Source organism: Pedobacter planticolens (assembly GCF_014172375.1).
In the GTDB taxonomy this organism is placed as follows: Bacteria; Bacteroidota; Bacteroidia; order Sphingobacteriales; family Sphingobacteriaceae; genus Pedobacter; species Pedobacter planticolens.
This window is the reverse complement of record NZ_WNXD01000001.1, coordinates 277,080-294,631: the sequence shown is the minus strand read 5'-3', so window position 1 is coordinate 294,631 and position 17,552 is coordinate 277,080. Positions and strand designations below refer to the sequence as shown.

Here is a 17,552-nt window from a genome sequence, read left to right as displayed (position 1 = left end):
TTTGAAAGATACCAAAGATTTCATACCAGTTATAAATTTTCTTCGTGGAATTGCGAGCTTAAGTGTTTGTGCTGTTCATACTTATTATATAACGAACCTTTCAAAATTTCCACAGTTCAAATTCCTATCTGCTGGACAAGATGGCGTGGCTGCATTTCTTGTAATATCAGGTTTTATAATTCCCTATTCTCTTTGGAATTCAAATTACGAGATCAAAAATTTCTTCTCTTATGTCCTTAAGCGTTCGTTAAGAATTGATCCACCCTATTTTGTTATGATTTTATTGTCAATTATTTCTCTCCAACAATTAGACATCTTAAAATTACTTAGCCATATTACCTACTTTGTTCCTTTTACAACTTATCTCTGGTATCAAAGTATATTTTGGACTTTAGGAATTGAGTTTCAATTCTATTTAATAATTGGATTGTTATTTCCAGTCTTTAAAAGTGGAAATATCAAGATAGTTCTTACCATCATTTTACTCATTGCCGCTGGAGGCTATTTCATCGAAGTTCCAAGATCGCATTACTTTATTACTCATAATGCTCATTTTTTCGCATATGGTTTAATTACACTTCTAGCAAAAAAGAATAAAATATCAGTAATTACTTGGCATATTTTAATTCTTTCATTAACACTGTATCTTGCCCTAACAATTTCTATTCATACGGCAATACTAGGTTACATTACTTCATTGGTAATTTTTTATTTAAATTTTCAATTTTCGATTACTAATTTCTTAGGGCGAATATCCTATTCACTCTATCTAGTTCATATGTTTTTTGGGGCTTTATTATTTGAATACCTGAGGCGTTATCATATTCCTATCCCTGCCCTATTCCTTATCATAATGGTGTGGTGTATTTTGGTCGCTTATATATTCTATATTTTAATTGAAAAACCAGCATTAAAGCTATCCAAATCAATTAGATTTTTGCATAAATGAAAAAAGATCGGTTGTTGATTTACTTTAAAGAAGAACCTAGAAAAGATTCTTTTATCTATGGGGATCGATATTTGATATTGTTGATTAAGAAAATTCTCTTTCCAAAAAAGGTGAGTAGCTTAGAAAGGGTTTTTATTAATTTATGCAAAGGATTTGATTTTCTAAAAGTAGAATACATCAAAAACTTGCCTTTTCATAAAATTAGAAAAGACGATAGAATCATTACATTAGGTATAGGGAAAAGTGCACTAAAAGGTTATAAAAAAAGTAATAAAATAATTGCAGGCATCGGCCTGATGACCCATCCCTCTAATTGGCCAAATCTTTTTAAAGAATACCCCATTTCGGTTTACCTTCAGCATTCAGAGTGGACTGCTGCTATTTATAACCGATGGTATGGTGAAAATCATTGCAAAATTTGGCCTGCCGGTATCGATACAAACTTCTGGAAGCCAAAAGAAAATTCAACCAAAAAACACCTTCTACTTTATGTTAAATTTTTATGGAACAAGGAAGAAAATGAAGTCAAGTTATTGGCACCAATTGAGCTATTTTTAAAAGACAAACAGATTTCCTATAAAATAATTAGATACGGTTCCTATAGTTTAACAGACTATAAAGAGTTATTACAAGAAAGCATAGGAATGATTTTTTTATGCGAACATGAAAGTCAAGGACTAGCTTATCAAGAAGCAATGTCTATGAATGTTCCCATTTTAGCTTGGGATAAGGGAGTTTGGTTAGATTCGAATAGATTTGATTGGGGAGAAAAGGAATTGGTTCCTGCATCATCAGCACCTTATTTCAGTGAAGAATGTGGTGAAAAATTTCATAATCTCCTATCTTTTAAATCAATATTTAATCAATTTTATGCCAAAAGTACGCTTCATGAATATAGTCCAAGAAATTATGTTATTAACAACTTATCTCTTGAAAAAAGTGCATCAAAAATGCTCGAAATCATCAAAGAAGTATATGGCTCATAATTAATTCGATATCAATAAAATGAGAATTGCAATAACAGCCGACCCATTTATTCCAGTACCACCATTAAATTATGGAGGAATTGAAAGAATAATCTATTTGTTAGTTGAAGGGTTAATTGAAAATGGGCATGAAGTTATTTTAGTAGCACATCCTGATTCTAATGTCTCTTCTGAACTCATTATATATTCTAAATCGAAGAGTAGTTTATTGTTGCCATTAAAAAATGTACATGCCATCAACAAATTAAAAAAATGGAAACCTGATCTTATTCATAGTTTTAGTAGGTTAGCTTATCTCATTCCTTTTACCTTATCGAAAGTGCCAAAGATTATGTCTTATCAAAGAGAGCCAACACTTAGCCAAATCAAAAAGGCAGTGAAAATTTCTTCTAAAAATTCATTATTTTTCACTGGCTGCAGCAATTACATCAGCAATCAGATTAAGCCGTTTGCCTCCGCAACTACTGTTTATAACTGCGTTAATACACGATACTATCAATTTAAAGAAAATTGTAAGCACGATGCGCCTTTGGTTTTTTTAGGAAGAATTGAGCCAATTAAGGGAACTCATACTGCTATTAAAGCTGCAATTGCTACTCAAAAAAAACTCATCATTGCTGGCAATATCCCATCAGAATATCAAGGTTATTTTGATACTGAAATTAAACCGCATTTATCTCAAAGTATACAATATGTTGGAGAAGTAAATGATCAACAAAAAAATGAGATTTTAGGAAATTCATGTGCATTATTAATGCCTATTGATTGGAACGAGCCTTTTGGTATCGTTACAATAGAGGCAATGGCTTGTGGCACTCCTGTAATTGGTCATGTTAAAGGAGCCCTACCCGAAATCATTAATCATGGTGTAAATGGTTTTTTAGCAAATAATTTTGATGAATTGTGTAATTATATTCATCAAATAGATCAAATTTCAAGAGCTGCAGTAAGAAGTTCAGTAGAAGAAAAATTCTCTAGTGAAAAAATCATTAATGATTATATTAGTCTATATCGACAGATTATATCTTCAAACACGAACAAAAACCTATTGTGATAAAGAAATTAGGTAGCATAAAAAATTGCACCTTGATAAATAGGTCATACGACAAAGCACTTTATCAATCAGATTTTTTATTTATTAAGGAAAATCATCCATTGAGATGATCAGCAAAGTGGATATAACCAGCAAAAAAATAGTATTAATTACTTCTGGGCAGCCCTCGCTTAACCCTCGTTTGGTTAAAGAGGCTGATGCACTTATCGATGCAGGATATGATGTTACTGTAATTTACCAATACTGGAATGATTGGGCGACAAATCTGGATAAAAAACTATTGGCTACCAAGAAATGGAAATACCATCTTGTCGGTGGATCGCCATTGGTTGAAAAAATGCTCTATCTAAAATCAAGATTTAAATTTAAAATTGCCAACTTCTTTGTTAAAAATTTTGGTTTAAATACTTTCGCAGAACAGGCGCTTGGGAGATGTACTTCCCTCCTAATTAAAAAAGCATTGACGATTAAAGCGGATCTTTATATTGCTCATAACCTTGCTGCTTTGCCAGCTGCAATAAAAGCAGGCAAAAAAAATCAAGCTAAATGCGGATTCGATGCTGAAGATTTTCACAGGAATGAAGTAAGTGATAATTTAACCGATTTCGATGTTATAATTAAAACACATATAGAAAATAAATATATTCCACAGTTAAATTATCTTACTACTGCAAGTCCATTAATTAGTAATGCCTATAAAAAGCTATATCCAAATTTAGAGCCATTAACTTTATTAAATGTATTTCCTAAACAAAGTATCATTAAACAGAAAATGGCTGATTCTTCTGTATTAAAATTATTTTGGTTTTCTCAAACCATTGGTACAAATAGGGGTTTAGAAAATGTAATCCGAGCAATTGGTAAATTCAATGCTGAATTACATCTTTTAGGAAATCATGATGACGCCATAAAAACTCATTTTATGGCCTTGGCTAATGAAAGTGGTCTTAAAAAAGACAATATCCACTTTTATAAACCTATTCCTGCTGATGAAATATTTGCCTTCGCTTCACAATTCGATATTGGATTGGCTACTGAACTCAATACCCCTAAAAATCGGGACATTTGTTTAACAAACAAGATATTCACTTATGTCCAAGGAGGATTGGCCATTTTGGCCTCATCAACTAGAGCGCAGAAATTATTATTAGAAAATTTTCCCAATATGGGAACGGTGTATAATCAAAACAATCCCCAATCGATCTCTTTAGCAATTAGCAACTATTTTAAGGATGAAAGTCTTTTGGTTTATCAGCAAGCAAAGGCAAAGTATTATGCTCTTGAAACCTTAAACTGGGATAATGAAAAAACGAAATTTTTAACATTAATTAATCAAATCTTAATTTGAAAGATTCTCTAAAAGCTTTAGATGGATTACGGGGCTTGAGTGCATTATATGTATTAATTCACCATGCTCGTTTAGCATTAACCCAATCCTATCAAAGTGGTTTAGTTATGCATCCCGAAAAATACGAATGGTATGATAAACTGTTGGTTTATTTCTTTGGCCTTTTTAAATTCGGACATGAAGCTGTAATTATTTTCTTTGTACTTTCTGGCTTTGTTATTCACTTAAAACAGGCCAGTAGCAATTATGATTTTGAGAATTTCAAAATAATAGCCTACCTCAAAAAAAGAATAATAAGGATATATCCTACACTACTGGTTTCATTCTTATTGTGTCTGTTGATAGATTTCTTAATTTACAAGTTTATACCCGATAATTTAGGCATTTTCTCTAAATATACCTTTAGCAGTTTCTTATATAATTTATTCCTCATACCCGATGCGCCCATATGGGGCAATAATTTCCCCGTATGGTCATTGAAGCATGAATGGTTCTTCTATATGATGTATCCACTATTGTTATGGTTAGCTAATAAGAGCTCGTTTTTGCCCTTTATTGTATCAATAGGTCTATATTTTAGTTATTTTTTGGGTTTCAGTATTCCCTACATTGGTACAGCCGCATATACCTTGACCGTATGGTCTTTAGGCAGCTTATTAGCAGTAGCTTATAAAAATTCCTATGCGTTATTAAAATATATTCCTTATTTATTACTACTATGTTTTTTATATCCATTTGTAAAGCGAACAGAGAGCAATTTTCCGGTTTTAGATCTTTGCTTTGGGTTAATTACTACAGGTTTTATAGCTTTAATTGTACTTGAAAAGATTTCTATTATCAATAGTTTACTAATTCAAATGACTTGGATTGGTACATTTTCTTATTCACTATACTTATTTCATACCCCTTTTCTAAGTTTATTTAAGGCTATAATCGTAAATTCTGAATCAAATCATGATATACCCTATCATTTGTGGTATGTTATATTAGCTATTTTAGTAATTACTCCCATCATTTACCTAATTTACTGCTTTACAGAACGCGTTGCCATTAATTATAAAAAAACAATTTAAATTGAAACGCGTTCTTATCATTTCGCCTCACTTTCCTCCTGCAAATGCTGCGGACATGCAACGCATTAGAATGAGTTTGCCTTATTTTAAAGAACTTGAATGGGAAGCCGAAGTTGTTACCGTCAATGAAAATTATGTAGATATGGTAAAGGATTCTCTTTTGATGGAATCAATTCCTAGTCATATCATCATTCATAAAGTAAATGCTTTTTCTAAAAAATGGACTAGCAAAATTGGGCTTGGAAGCTTAGCATTGCGTTCATTATGGTTTTATCGTAAAAAGGTTAATCAATTATTAAGAAGTAAAAAAATCGATTTAATTTATTTTTCTACAACGGAATTTCCTGTATGTGTTTTGGGTTCTTACTGGAAAAATAAATTTAACATTCCTTATGTAATTGATATGCAGGATCCTTGGCATAGTGATTATTATCAAAATAAGCCAAAATCAGAACGACCAAAAAAATATTGGTTTTCTTATCGTTTACATAAATTCTTGGAGCCAATTGCCATGAAAAATGCAGACGGTTTAATTAGTGTATCAGAAAAATATATAAATACCTTAAAAGATAGGTATGCTAATTTGGCAAATGTCCCAACTAAAGTGATCACTTTTGGTGCAAATGAACTCGATTTTAAAATTGCTCAAACAAATAACGAGCGGCTAAAATTGTATTACACCACTTCAACTGATCAAATCAATCTTGTATATGTTGGCAGAGGTGGATATGATATGCGAGATGCGATAGAAATTTTGTTTAAAGCATTCAAAATCGGACTAGAAAATGAACCAGAGCTATTTGAAAACATTCACTTTCATTTTATCGGTACGAGTTATGCTCCGGCTGGCAAAGGTATAGCTACCATAAGCCCAATTGCGGAGGCAACAAATATTTCTAACTATGTTACAGAATACACAAACCGGATTGGTTTTTATGAAAGTATTAAACAATTGATTACTGCTGATGGCTTAATTATAATCGGTTCTAATGACAGTGGCTATACCGCTTCTAAATTATACCCTTATATTTTAGCAAAAAAGCAATTACTAGGGATTTTTAATAAAGAGAGTAGTGCTGCAAGAATTATGACAGATTGTAATGCTGGTGATTTAATTACGTTTAATGACACTCAAAATGAGGCTTACCAAATAGTACATCGTTATATTACAAGCATAAAAAAACAACTACCAATACCAACCAACTTTACAGCGTTTGAACTCTATACGGCTTCATCTTTGACAAAATCACAAGTTGAATTATTTAATGAAGTATTGATTAATAAATAAAATGTTATTAAAAAACATAATTAGAATCATATTAAGAAGACCATTTTTCAAAGGACAAGACCGTCTTTTTAATTATCTATTTAAAAAAAATAAACTAAATCAGGGATGGCGTACTGTTAAACCAATTCAAGGAAATTTTAAAATTAATTGTGATACTGCAACATGGATTGGTGCAAAAATAGTTTACACTGGCAATTATGAACCCGCTCTTAAAAATGTATTCAAATCTCAAATCAAAAAAGGATATCGCGTTTTAGATGTTGGTGCAAATATTGGGTTTCATACTCTTTTTTTTGCAGAATTAGTTGGAGAGCAAGGTTCAATTATAGCATTTGAACCTGTTCCTTATAATTTTAAAACGCTTAATTATAACATCAGCCTAAATAATTTTCATCATATTAAAACTAAAAATATTGCTCTTGGAAATAAAAACGAACAAATTAGCATTGTTGTTGATGAAAAAAGCACAAATCCTGGAACTTTTAATCTTTTTGATCAAAGTGGCGATACCTTAATTACGTGTTGCATTGGAGATGAAATTATTGGAGATGAAAAAGTTGATTTTATTAAAATTGATGTGGAAGGGTATGAAAGTTTTGTGATTCAAGGTTTGCTTGGAACCATTAAAAAAAATAGACCGAAAATTATATTTGAGTACGACATTCATTATCACAAAAAAACTGGATTAGCTAAAGATTATATTTTCTCCCTTTTATCCGACTTAAATTATCGCTTTATGCATATTTATCAAGAAGGCCCAATGGCTTTAGATAATTTTAATGAACTTAAATCAGGTAATATTTTAGCACTACCTAATGACTAAGAAATTAGCAATTATCAGTACCCATCCTATCCAATATTATGCGCCTGTATTTCAATTGCTTGCAAAAAAATCGGATATTAAGGTATTTTATACTGCTGGTAATTCTTCTCTCGAAAAATATGATGTCGGTTTTAAACAAAAAATTGAATGGGATATTCCATTATTGGAAGGTTATGAGTATGAATTTTTAGAAAATGTGGCTAAAAATAAGGGTAGTCATCATTTTGAAGGTATTGTTAATCCAAATGCAATTGCACAAATAAAAAACTATCAGCCAGATGCAATTTTAATTTACGGTTGGGCGTATAATAGTCATTTAAAAATTATTCGATATTTTAAAAATAAGATTCCTGTTTATTTTAGGGGAGATTCTAATTTATTGAATCAAAAATCTAGTCTTAAAAATTTATTTCGTAGCCTATTTTTAACTTGGGTTTATAAACACATTGATGCTGCATTTTATGTAGGTACAGCGAATAAAGCTTATTTTAAAAAATATGGGCTAAAGGATGAACAGTTAATTTTTGCTCCACATGCCATTGATAATAAACGATTTGGGGAATTTAAGCATAAAGAAGCATTAAAACTTAGGGAACAACTTCGAATTAAGGAAGAGGAAGTTTTGATACTTTTTGCAGGAAAATTAGAACCTGTTAAAAATCCAAAGCTATTACTCTCAGCCATTAAAAGACTAGATTTAATTAATGTGCATTTATTATTTGTAGGTAACGGAGAACTAGAAGAGAACTTAAAAGAGCGAGCAAAAACCCAAACAACGAACAGCGACCAAAGAACAGCGAACATTCATTTTTTAGATTTTCAAAACCAAACACAAATGCCAATTATTTACCAAGCTTGCAATCTATTTTGTCTTCCATCTAATAGTGAAACATGGGGCTTGGCAGTAAATGAGGCAATGGCATCGGGAAAACCAATATTAGTCTCAGATAAAGTAGGGTGTGCTTCAGATTTAGTGCAAACTAAAACTGGAAGTGTGTTTAAACATAGAGATTTAACAGATTTAATCCAAAAATTAATAGCTTTAACAAAAGATAAATATGAGTTAAAAAAAATGGGCGAAAATTCATTAAAATATATCCAAAATTGGAGTTTTGAAGAACAAGTAAACGCAATTGTAAGGTATGTTAACAGATAAATACCCAAATTTTTCTCGTCAAAAAGTACTCATTTTAGTTTATGTACCGTGGCTTTTGGCCGTAATTACCCAACTAGATCCTGTAGTTTCTTATTTTGTGGCATGGTTAGGTTCATTTTATATTTTTTACCTGACACTGTTTTCTAGAGTAAAGTTTATACCTCATGATTTACCTTTAAACAAACAGGTAATGAGACCAATAGTGCTAATTCAGCTAATCTTTGCAGGCTTTATGTGCACTACTTCCATTTTTTACTTTATGGATCATATGGGGTATGAATATTTTAACAAAGTAAGTTTTCTACCTTTTCGAGTAAATGAACAAACTTATTTTATTGCCAAATGTCAACGCATGTCATTATTGGCGCATGCCGCATTGGTTACGGGTATAATTGTTCAAATTAAACAATTCCCAATTATCAAGCATAAGCTAAATCTAAATTTAGATTTTTTTCTAATCTGGTTGTGTGTCATTTGTTATCTTTTAGGCGGCGCAGCTTCTCGAATTTCAAGTATTTCACAGTTTTCTTACGGTTTAATTAACATCTCAATTACCTGTAGCGCCTTAGTGTTTGTAAGAGGTATTGTACAAAGAAAAAGAGGTTATATAATTTTTGGAGGAGGATTGTTTGTTTTTAATTTTTTAGCTTCAACGTTAACTGGTTACAAAGAAAGTATTATTCTCAACGTAATTATTATTAGTTTTTTACTCTATCCCTACTATAAAAAAATTATTCTAACCCTTGCGTTACCTACAATTTATATTCTGTTATATATACTACCAACATTCGCAAGTATAGTAAGATCTCAATCATGGTCTGGACAAAAAACTGCTGAGGAAGCAAGAAAAGAAGCATTTAATACATTATTAACCAATAATGCTCCAGTAATTGATGAAACGAATTGGGGGTTTTTGACTAATCGTTTGAGTGAAATTAGTATGTTTACGAAATTTGTGAAACATATTCCCGCAGAAAGAGATTATTATGGTTTAGAGATTTTCAAGAATTCCATCTTAGCTATTATTCCAAGATTTCTTTGGCCAAATAAATTTATAACCGAAACCGTATCTATGCAGCGAGTATATGAAGCGAGAGTTGCTAACAGAGGTTCTACTGTGTCAGCAAAAACACGACCAGTTGTAGATGGATATGTAAGTGCAGGTTTAATTGGTGTATTTATATCTATTTTTTTATATGGATGGTTAACCCAATGGCTTTGCAACAAGGCCGAAGAATGGTTTGGTGGATATGAATTAGGTTGTATTGTCATGTTCAATGCTATTTTTCAAAATTTATGGCGAGGCAATAACTTCGAATTTTTATTTAATAATATATTTTATGGCTACATAGCTATGTATGCCATTTTTTGGGTATTAAAAAGGTCAAATACTATAACAGAATTGGATGTTTATAAAGATACTGCAGATAACAGCAGCGTATAAGCCTGCCTACATTTACGGTGGACCAACCATGTCTGTCGCTAAATTATGTGAGGCACTAACTGAAAATGGAGTAGAAATTGAAGTTTTAACAACTACTGCCAATGGTAAAATTGAGTTAAATGTTGCCACAAATAAAACTCAAAAAGTTAATGGTGTAAATGTTACTTATTTTCAAAGATTAACCAAAGATCATACTCATTTTTCGCCAAGTCTTTTAAGAAAATTAAGACAAATCATCCTACAAAATCAAAACAACAATAAACTAGTAATACACATTCACGCATGGTGGAACTTGGTTTCCATTTTTAGTTGCCAAATAGCCAAATGGTATAATATTCCTGTTATTTTATCACCACGAGGAATGCTTACAAATTATACTTTAGGTAATAGAAATTCAGGTTTTAAATCGATTATTCATGCTGCAACGGGCAAAAAACTACTAGCCTATTGCCATATTCATGCAACTAGTGAAAAGGAAAAACATGATATATTGCAATTTATAACACCAAAAAGTATCGCCATAATTCCAAATCTTGTAGAATTATCCGAAAGCAATGATTTTCAAATGCAAGAACAAGAAAGTGTTTTTAAACTCATTTTTTTATCTCGAATTGAAGAGAAAAAGGGGCTAGAATTACTTCTTGAAGCCTTAGTTGGCTTAACAATTAATTGGACGCTAACTATAGCTGGATCTGGAGAAGAAGAATATGTAAAAAGCTTAAAGACTATAGCAGAAAGTTTAAGGCTTGATAAAAACATTAACTGGGTTGGTCAAGTAACAAATAATGATAAATTTCAATTACTTGCAGATCATCATTTACTAGTTTTAACTTCATATAATGAAAATTTTGCCAATATAGTTATTGAAAGTTTAAGTGTTGGAACAGCAGTTTTAGTTACTAATGAGGTTGGTTTATCAGATTATGTAAAAGAAAAAAAATTAGGTTGGGTAACTAGTTTAACTAGAGAAGATATTAGGCACAACCTACTTTTAGCTTATAATGATGTTAATCGTAGATTGAAAATTAGAGCAGAAGCACCAAAAATAATTTCAGAAGATTTTGATCCAAAAAATCTAATTCAAAAGTATATAACGTTTTACAAACAAGTTATTTAAATGGCAGATTACAAAGATTATGGTTATCATAGTGCAAATGCAACTCATGCGCATCAATACATTGCCCAACCTATTATTAAGTTATTAAACAAAAACACCAATCAAACTATTTTAGATTTAGGTTGTGGTAATGGAGCTTTGGTTAAACAATTAAGTGAAATTGGTTTTAATGCCTATGGAACCGATGCTTCTGAAACAGGAATAAAAATAGCTTCAACATTTTCTAAAGAACGTTTTGCAGTTCAAGATCTTTCAACAGATGAACTCCCAGAGAAGTTTGCTAACCTCAATTTTGATACCATTATTTCGACAGAAGTGATTGAGCATTTATACGATCCTAGAAAATTTATTCAATTTTGTAAAAAGATTTTAGTCAAAAATGGTGGTGGCGAACTTATTTTAAGTACACCTTATCATGGGTATATAAAAAATTTATTGTTGGCCATAACCGGAAAATGGGATCAGCATGCAAATCCACTTTGGGATGGTGGACATATTAAACTTTGGTCTAAAAATACAATTAGCCAACTGTTAGTGGAACAAGATTTTAAAGTAACAGATTTTGTTGGCTGCGGCCGAATTCCTTATGTTTGGATGTCAATGGTAATAAAAGCAACCATTTAATTGATGAATATAGATTTCAGTTTTATTATTTTAACATATAATGAAGAACAACATCTTCCAAGATTGCTCGATTCAATTTCTGGGCTAAATGCTTCCATTTATATTTTAGACTCAGGTAGTACCGATAAAACTTTGGATATAGCAAAACAACATCAAGTGTTCGTTAAAATCAATCCTTTCGAAAATCACCCTAAACAATGGGATTTCGCCTTAAAAAATTTCGATATCCAAACTCCATGGATTATCGGTTTGGATGCTGATCAAATGGTAACTCCAGAGCTATTTTTGTCGTTGCAAAATTTCAAAGACGAAAATTACACGAATATTAATGGTATCTATTTCAACCGAAAAAATTATTTTAAAGGTAAATGGATTAAACATGGAGGTTTTTATCCTAAATATTTACTCAAAATGTTTAGAACCAATATCGGATATTCAGATCTTAATGAAAATATGGATCATCGCTTTATTGTTCCAGGTCGAACCGAAATTTGGAAAAAGGGCCATATTATAGAAGAAAATTTAAAGGAAAATAAAATCAGTTTTTGGATAACAAAACACAACAGATATAGTGATTTAATTGCTGAAGAAGAAGTAGAGCGATTAAATAATTTGCGTAATCAAACTATAAAACCTAATTTTTGGGGTAGCCCAGATGAGAGGAATGCATGGTTAAAAAGATTGTGGTGGAAACTTCCTTTAGGCTTTAGACCTTTTTTATATTTTAGTTATCGATTGTTTTACAAACTCGGTATTTTAGATGGTTCAACAGGTATATTATTTCACTTTTTACAAGGCTTTTGGTTTAGGTTAATTGTTGATGTGAAAATCAAAGAAATTATAAAATCTAAAACTGTAAATTAGGCTATAAATTAACTCAAAGTATGAATCAATCTCTCGACAACAAAAAAGAAGCTAATAAAACCGCCATATTTTTTGTAATAAAACTCTTATTTTTTTATTTCCTATTTAGTCAGGGCAATTTATTTATGAATAGCATGATGAATGAAGGAAGTAGCTATTATAATGCATATATTTCCACTCATTTCAATTACATTCAAGGATTAAAAACTGCACTTATTGTGCCAGCAGTATGGATTATCAAATTATTTGGTTTTTACGCCATTCACAACGAAATGGATGTAATGGTTGTAGCTGGCCCTCATTTACGGATTAATTATTCGTGTTTAGGTTTAGGTGTAATGTCTTTTTTAGCGGCTTTTGTAATTGCATTTCCTGCTAAACTAAAATCGAAAATTAAACTCCTTATTTATGGATTAATGATGATTTATATTCTGAATATGTTAAGAATAGTTGCACTAGGTGTACTATTAGGCTATTTTGAATCGCAACGAGAAAATTTCGCATACCATCACGAAGTATTCAATATTTTAGTTTATATCATCGTATTTATACTACTTTATTATTGGGTAAAACAGAATAACACTCCAATTGTTAAATCAGAAACTGAAACAAAAATTGACTAAAGAAACCCAACTTAAAAAGGATTTTGATAAAAAGGATTTTAATCCTGGTGCTTCTTCGTTAAAAATTGTATGCTGGTATTTTACAAGTATGTTCTTTTTTCGATCTGGTTTAATCCCTTTTAGCTCAGTTTTAGTATTTATTTTGAGAATTTTCGGCGCAAAAATTGGAAAAGATGTAAGAATAAAACCTTTCATTTATATTCATTATCCATGGAAATTAACCATTGGCGATTATTCTTGGTTGGCAGAATGTAGAATTGAAAATTTAGCTGAGGTTAACATTGGCAAAAATGCATGTGTGTCGCAACAAGCAATGTTATTAACTGGCAATCATAATTATAAAACAACAGGGTTTGATTTAATTACAAAACCAATTGTTTTAGAAGATGGCGTTTGGATAGGTGCTAAAGCTACAGTTTGCCCAGGTGTTATTGCTAAATCACATGCAGTTCTTGCAGTTGGCTCGGTAGCAACCACAAATTTGGAAGCCTATTCCATTTATCAGGGTAATCCAGCTAGTAAAGTGAAAGATAGAGTTATAGACTAATTATTCTTCATTAATCGCCTTCCACAACATATCTTTTAATTCGGTAATACCTTGTTGGGCAACGGCCGAAATAAATATCGTAGGGATTTTAGGTAAATCTGCCTTCATCTCAGCTTTCAACTCCTCATCTAACATATCTGATTTTGTAATAGCCAACAAATGAGGTTTTTGCATTAACTCTGAATTGAACTGTTGTAATTCATTTTTCAGAATTTCATATTCTTCTTTAATGCTTCTACTCGTATCTGCGGGCACCATAAAAAGCAAAACAGAATTACGTTCTATATGGCGTAAAAATCTAAATCCTAATCCCTTTCCCTTCGATGCTCCCTCAATAATTCCAGGAATATCGGCCATTACAAAAGATTTTCCGTTACGATAAGAAACAATACCCAGATTAGGCACTAAAGTAGTAAACGGATAATCGGCAATTTCTGGTTTAGCTGCTGATAAAACAGATAACAAAGTTGATTTTCCAGCATTCGGAAAGCCTACTAAACCTACATCTGCCAATACTTTCAACTCTAAAACCATCCACTCTTCTTTTCCTGCTTCACCGGGTTGTGCAAAACGTGGAGTTTGTAAAGTCGGAGTTTTAAAATGCCAGTTTCCTAATCCGCCTCTTCCTCCAGGAGTTAAAATTTTTGTTTCTCCGTCTTCAGTAATTTCGAATAAAACATCTCCAGTTTCTGAATCACGGGCAATAGTTCCAAGTGGAACTTCTAAAATTTCGTCTTTCCCAGTTTTTCCAGTTTTTTGACTACTTCCACCACTCAATCCATCCTCAGCAATAATATGCTTACGGTATTTTAAGTGAAGTAAAGTCCAAAACTGAGAGTTTCCTCTTAAAATAATATGTCCACCTCTTCCGCCATCTCCACCATCTGGTCCACCTGTTGAAGTCAATTTATCACGGTGCAAATGTGCAGAACCAGCTCCTCCTTTACCAGAACGGCAACATATTTTTACGTAATCTACAAAATTTGATCCCTGTGACATAACAATTTATTTAAAAACAAAAAAGCGGGAAGAACTGAACAATCTTTCCCGCTATCTTTATCTATTTTATATTTTAATACTTATCTATAACAGCGCAAAGGTTGTTAAAAACATCATCGATATTACCAATACCGTTAATTTTGGTTAACTTTTTTTGCTCATCATAATAAGGCAAAACTAGAATGATTTTGTTAAAATACTCATCAATTCTTTTTTGAGATTTCTCTGCTTGATCATCTAATCTACCTGTTTCTTTTTGACGTAAAGCTACACGTTTAACCAACTCATCTTTATCAACATCTAATGCAATAACACCATCAATCTTACTTCCTTTTTCTTCTAAAAACTTATCCAACTCCGCTGCCTGAGGAATAGTTCTAGGAAAACCATCAAATACAAATCCTTTTGCAGTTGGATTTTTATCAATTTCTTCCTCTAACATGTCAATAGTAATCTTATCTGGCACTAATTCTCCTTCGGCAATCAATTTACTTACTCTTTTACCTAAAGCAGTTTGATTTTTAATATGTGCTCTAAAAAGATCTCCAGTAGAAATATGTACTAACTGATACTTGTTAATCAGTTTCTCAGATTGGGTGCCTTTGCCTGCACCTGGAGGGCCAAAAAGAACAAAATTCAGCATTAAGGATGGCTTTAAAATTTAAAAAGCCTTACCGCCTGTTGGCTGCAAGGCTTCATGTAAAATTGGTGCACTTGTAGGGATTCGAACCCCAAACCTTCTCATCCGTAGTGAGATGCTCTATCCAATTGAGCTACAAATGCGAAAGTTAATATTTCCGTGTGGTTAACGGATTGCAAAAGTAACGCTTGAAATTCAATTTAACAATTTTTTTATTGAATAATTGAAATTAACACTTTCGGCACTTAGTTAACTAACCAGCTATTACTTTTTTAATTGCTTCAAAATCAGGTAAATCTGTTGCTACTTCTAAAACTTCTGCATACTTAATTATTCCTTCTTCATCAATTACAAAAGCTGATCTTTTAGACACACCTTTTAAATTAAGCACAAATTCTTCATAAAATGTACCATAGGCTTGAGATATTTCCTTGTTAAAATCAGATAACAAAGGAAATTGATAAAATTGTTCTTCTTTAAATTTACCTAAAGCAAAAGGAGAATCAACAGATATGGCAACAACGGCAGCATTCATACCTTCATAATAACCAAAACTATCTCTCATAGTACATAGTTGCGTTGTACAGGTTCCAGTAAATGCTAAGGGAAAAAAGTGCAAAACCAATTTTTTTCCTTTGTAATCACTTAATGAAACCTCTTTTAATTCTGAGCTAACTAATTTAAAATCTGGGGCTTTATCGCCAACTTTTAATGACATATCTTTTGTTTAATTGTTATTTATTAAATTGTTCATTGGTTCATTTGCTCATTTGTATTCAAAGTTAGACCCAATGAACTAATGACGCTACTGAACTAATGACTAATTAATTTCTTCCTTTTAGCTGTTGATTCAAAATCACCAACCCTTCCTCAAAGCTATGCGGTTGATAATTTAATTCCGTCATTGCTTTGTCTAAAATAAATCCAGTACAAGCTGGTCGTTTTGCAGTTTGATTTAAAGTAGCTGCACTAATTTCATTAATTAAACTTTTATCCAAATTCCAAAAATCCGCTACGCGAGCAACCAATTCAGAAATACTCATCATATCTTTTCCAGAAATATTATACACGCCTTGAGCATGATGTGAAACTGCTAACAAACAACCATCGGCTAAATCTTCAGCCAAAGTTGGCATGCGCCATTGATCGTTAACAATATTTAGAGGATGACCTTTTTCTAATGCTCCTTTTGCCCAAAGCACAATATTGCTTCTGCTCATATCACTTACAATACCGTATACAATAATGGTACGAAGAATTGCCCACTTGCAATGCGAATTTTTAATAGCCTCTTCTGCCAGTAATTTCGTTTCTCCGTAATAACTTAATGGGTTTGGTGCCGCTTCTTCAGCATAAGGCCCATCCTCTCCATCAAATATAAAATCGGTTGATAAATGCACTAACTGAATATCATGTTGTTCACAAACTGCAATTAAAGTGATTACCGCTTCTACATTTAATGCGAATGCCAACTCTTTTTGATCTTCACAAGTATCCACATTTGTCATTGCAGCTGTATGAATAATTGCATCAGGTTTATATTTTTCAATAACCTTTCTTACTTCATCTGGATTTAAGATATCCATATCGGCATATATATAGCCATCCTTAACAGGAAAACGGTTTTCTCCTTTTGAAGTAGCTATCAAATTTACGCCACCTTCTTTTAAAATTTTCTCAGTAATTTTTTGCCCCAAAAGCCCATTACTCCCTGTTACTAATATGGTTTTCATGAATCGTTTTTTATTCTTGCCACAAATTACGCTATCCAAACATTCATATTCAAATTACTTCAAACTTAATTATAAACAAGCAGTAATATAATTTCTTATTGTAACCTTAATTCCATTAATAAGACATCCTAAAAATGTCGTAAAATGGTAATTGTTCAAACGCGCTTTAGACGGAGTTAGTTCGGGGTTGGTTCGGACTTGTGACAATTGAATCCGAACTAAGTACGACTGAAACCCGAATTAAATATGATTTAAAGAAGTAGCCATCTTGAGCAATAAATTAG

At 31.8% G+C, this 17,552-nt stretch carries 18 protein-coding genes and 1 tRNA gene; 14 read left to right on the top strand and 5 right to left on the bottom strand.

Features of this window, described 5'->3' with window-relative positions; translation table 11 throughout:
* The first annotated feature begins 1 nt into the window (after position 1).
* The 14 genes from GM921_RS01240 to GM921_RS01175 all read left to right on the top strand — a co-directional run bounded on the left by GM921_RS01240 (position 2) and on the right by GM921_RS01175 (position 13,896).
* Positions 2–949, top strand: coding sequence for an acyltransferase family protein (locus GM921_RS01240; protein WP_182920797.1), 948 nt, complete (start codon positions 2–4; stop codon positions 947–949).
* Positions 946–1,935 (top strand): glycosyltransferase, encoded by a 990-nt coding sequence (locus GM921_RS01235; protein WP_182920796.1) that lies wholly within the window; start codon positions 946–948, stop codon positions 1,933–1,935. The genes GM921_RS01240 and GM921_RS01235 overlap by 4 nt, the downstream gene beginning before the upstream one ends.
* 19 nt (positions 1,936–1,954) lie before the next feature.
* Positions 1,955–2,989, top strand: coding sequence for a glycosyltransferase family 4 protein (locus tag GM921_RS01230; protein ID WP_182920795.1), 1,035 nt, complete (start codon positions 1,955–1,957; stop codon positions 2,987–2,989).
* Positions 2,990–3,095: 106 nt separating this feature from the next.
* Entirely contained in the window at positions 3,096–4,337 is a 1,242-nt protein-coding gene (locus GM921_RS01225) for a glycosyltransferase family protein (protein WP_182920794.1), read from the top strand.
* The gene (locus GM921_RS01220) at positions 4,334–5,410 is read left to right on the top strand and encodes an acyltransferase family protein (RefSeq protein ID WP_182920793.1); all 1,077 of its coding nucleotides are present in this window, start codon (positions 4,334–4,336) and stop codon (positions 5,408–5,410) included. The genes GM921_RS01225 and GM921_RS01220 overlap by 4 nt, the downstream gene beginning before the upstream one ends.
* A 1-nt stretch (position 5,411) precedes the next feature.
* On the top strand, positions 5,412–6,698 hold the full coding sequence (locus GM921_RS01215; RefSeq protein ID WP_235969755.1) for a glycosyltransferase: 1,287 nt from the start codon (positions 5,412–5,414) through the stop codon (positions 6,696–6,698).
* Between the two features lies 1 nt (position 6,699).
* On the top strand, positions 6,700–7,521 hold the full coding sequence (locus GM921_RS01210; protein ID WP_182920792.1) for an FkbM family methyltransferase: 822 nt from the start codon (positions 6,700–6,702) through the stop codon (positions 7,519–7,521).
* A complete protein-coding gene (locus tag GM921_RS01205) occupies positions 7,514–8,677 on the top strand; it encodes a glycosyltransferase family 4 protein (RefSeq protein WP_182920791.1) in 1,164 nt (387 codons plus the stop codon). The genes GM921_RS01210 and GM921_RS01205 overlap by 8 nt, the downstream gene beginning before the upstream one ends.
* Positions 8,664–10,121 (top strand): exosortase Y-associated Wzy-like protein, encoded by a 1,458-nt coding sequence (locus tag GM921_RS01200; RefSeq protein ID WP_394354289.1) that lies wholly within the window; start codon positions 8,664–8,666, stop codon positions 10,119–10,121. Before GM921_RS01205 ends, GM921_RS01200 begins: the two co-directional genes overlap by 14 nt.
* On the top strand, positions 10,084–11,238 hold the full coding sequence (locus tag GM921_RS01195; RefSeq protein ID WP_182920789.1) for an XrtY-associated glycosyltransferase XYAG1: 1,155 nt from the start codon (positions 10,084–10,086) through the stop codon (positions 11,236–11,238). The genes GM921_RS01200 and GM921_RS01195 overlap by 38 nt, the downstream gene beginning before the upstream one ends.
* Positions 11,239–11,862, top strand: a complete 624-nt coding sequence (locus tag GM921_RS01190; RefSeq protein WP_182920788.1) for a class I SAM-dependent methyltransferase — start codon at positions 11,239–11,241, stop codon at positions 11,860–11,862. It begins immediately after the preceding gene.
* Positions 11,863–11,865: 3 nt separating this feature from the next.
* Entirely contained in the window at positions 11,866–12,726 is an 861-nt protein-coding gene (locus tag GM921_RS01185) for a glycosyltransferase family 2 protein (protein WP_182920787.1), read from the top strand.
* A gap of 20 nt (positions 12,727–12,746) precedes the next feature.
* Positions 12,747–13,349, top strand: a complete 603-nt coding sequence (xrtY, locus tag GM921_RS01180; protein ID WP_182920786.1) for an exosortase Y — start codon at positions 12,747–12,749, stop codon at positions 13,347–13,349.
* Positions 13,342–13,896, top strand: a complete 555-nt coding sequence (locus GM921_RS01175) for a WcaF family extracellular polysaccharide biosynthesis acetyltransferase (RefSeq protein WP_182920785.1) — start codon at positions 13,342–13,344, stop codon at positions 13,894–13,896. The genes xrtY and GM921_RS01175 overlap by 8 nt, the downstream gene beginning before the upstream one ends.
* Here the strand turns inward: GM921_RS01175 and obgE are convergent, their stop codons facing one another.
* From obgE to GM921_RS01150, 5 genes are all read right to left on the bottom strand, one after another.
* Positions 13,897–14,895, bottom strand: a complete 999-nt coding sequence (gene obgE, locus GM921_RS01170) for a GTPase ObgE (RefSeq protein ID WP_182920784.1) — start codon at positions 14,893–14,895, stop codon at positions 13,897–13,899.
* 73 nt (positions 14,896–14,968) lie between these two features.
* Positions 14,969–15,538, bottom strand: a complete 570-nt coding sequence (locus GM921_RS01165; protein WP_182920783.1) for an adenylate kinase — start codon at positions 15,536–15,538, stop codon at positions 14,969–14,971.
* A 63-nt stretch (positions 15,539–15,601) separates the two neighbouring features.
* Positions 15,602–15,678 (bottom strand) — tRNA-Arg (locus GM921_RS01160).
* Between the two features lie 110 nt (positions 15,679–15,788).
* The gene (locus tag GM921_RS01155) at positions 15,789–16,253 is read right to left on the bottom strand and encodes a redoxin domain-containing protein (protein WP_182920782.1); all 465 of its coding nucleotides are present in this window, start codon (positions 16,251–16,253) and stop codon (positions 15,789–15,791) included.
* Positions 16,254–16,359: 106 nt separating this feature from the next.
* Positions 16,360–17,268, bottom strand: a complete 909-nt coding sequence (locus GM921_RS01150; RefSeq protein ID WP_182920781.1) for an SDR family oxidoreductase — start codon at positions 17,266–17,268, stop codon at positions 16,360–16,362.
* Between the last annotated feature and the right edge of the window lie 284 nt (positions 17,269–17,552).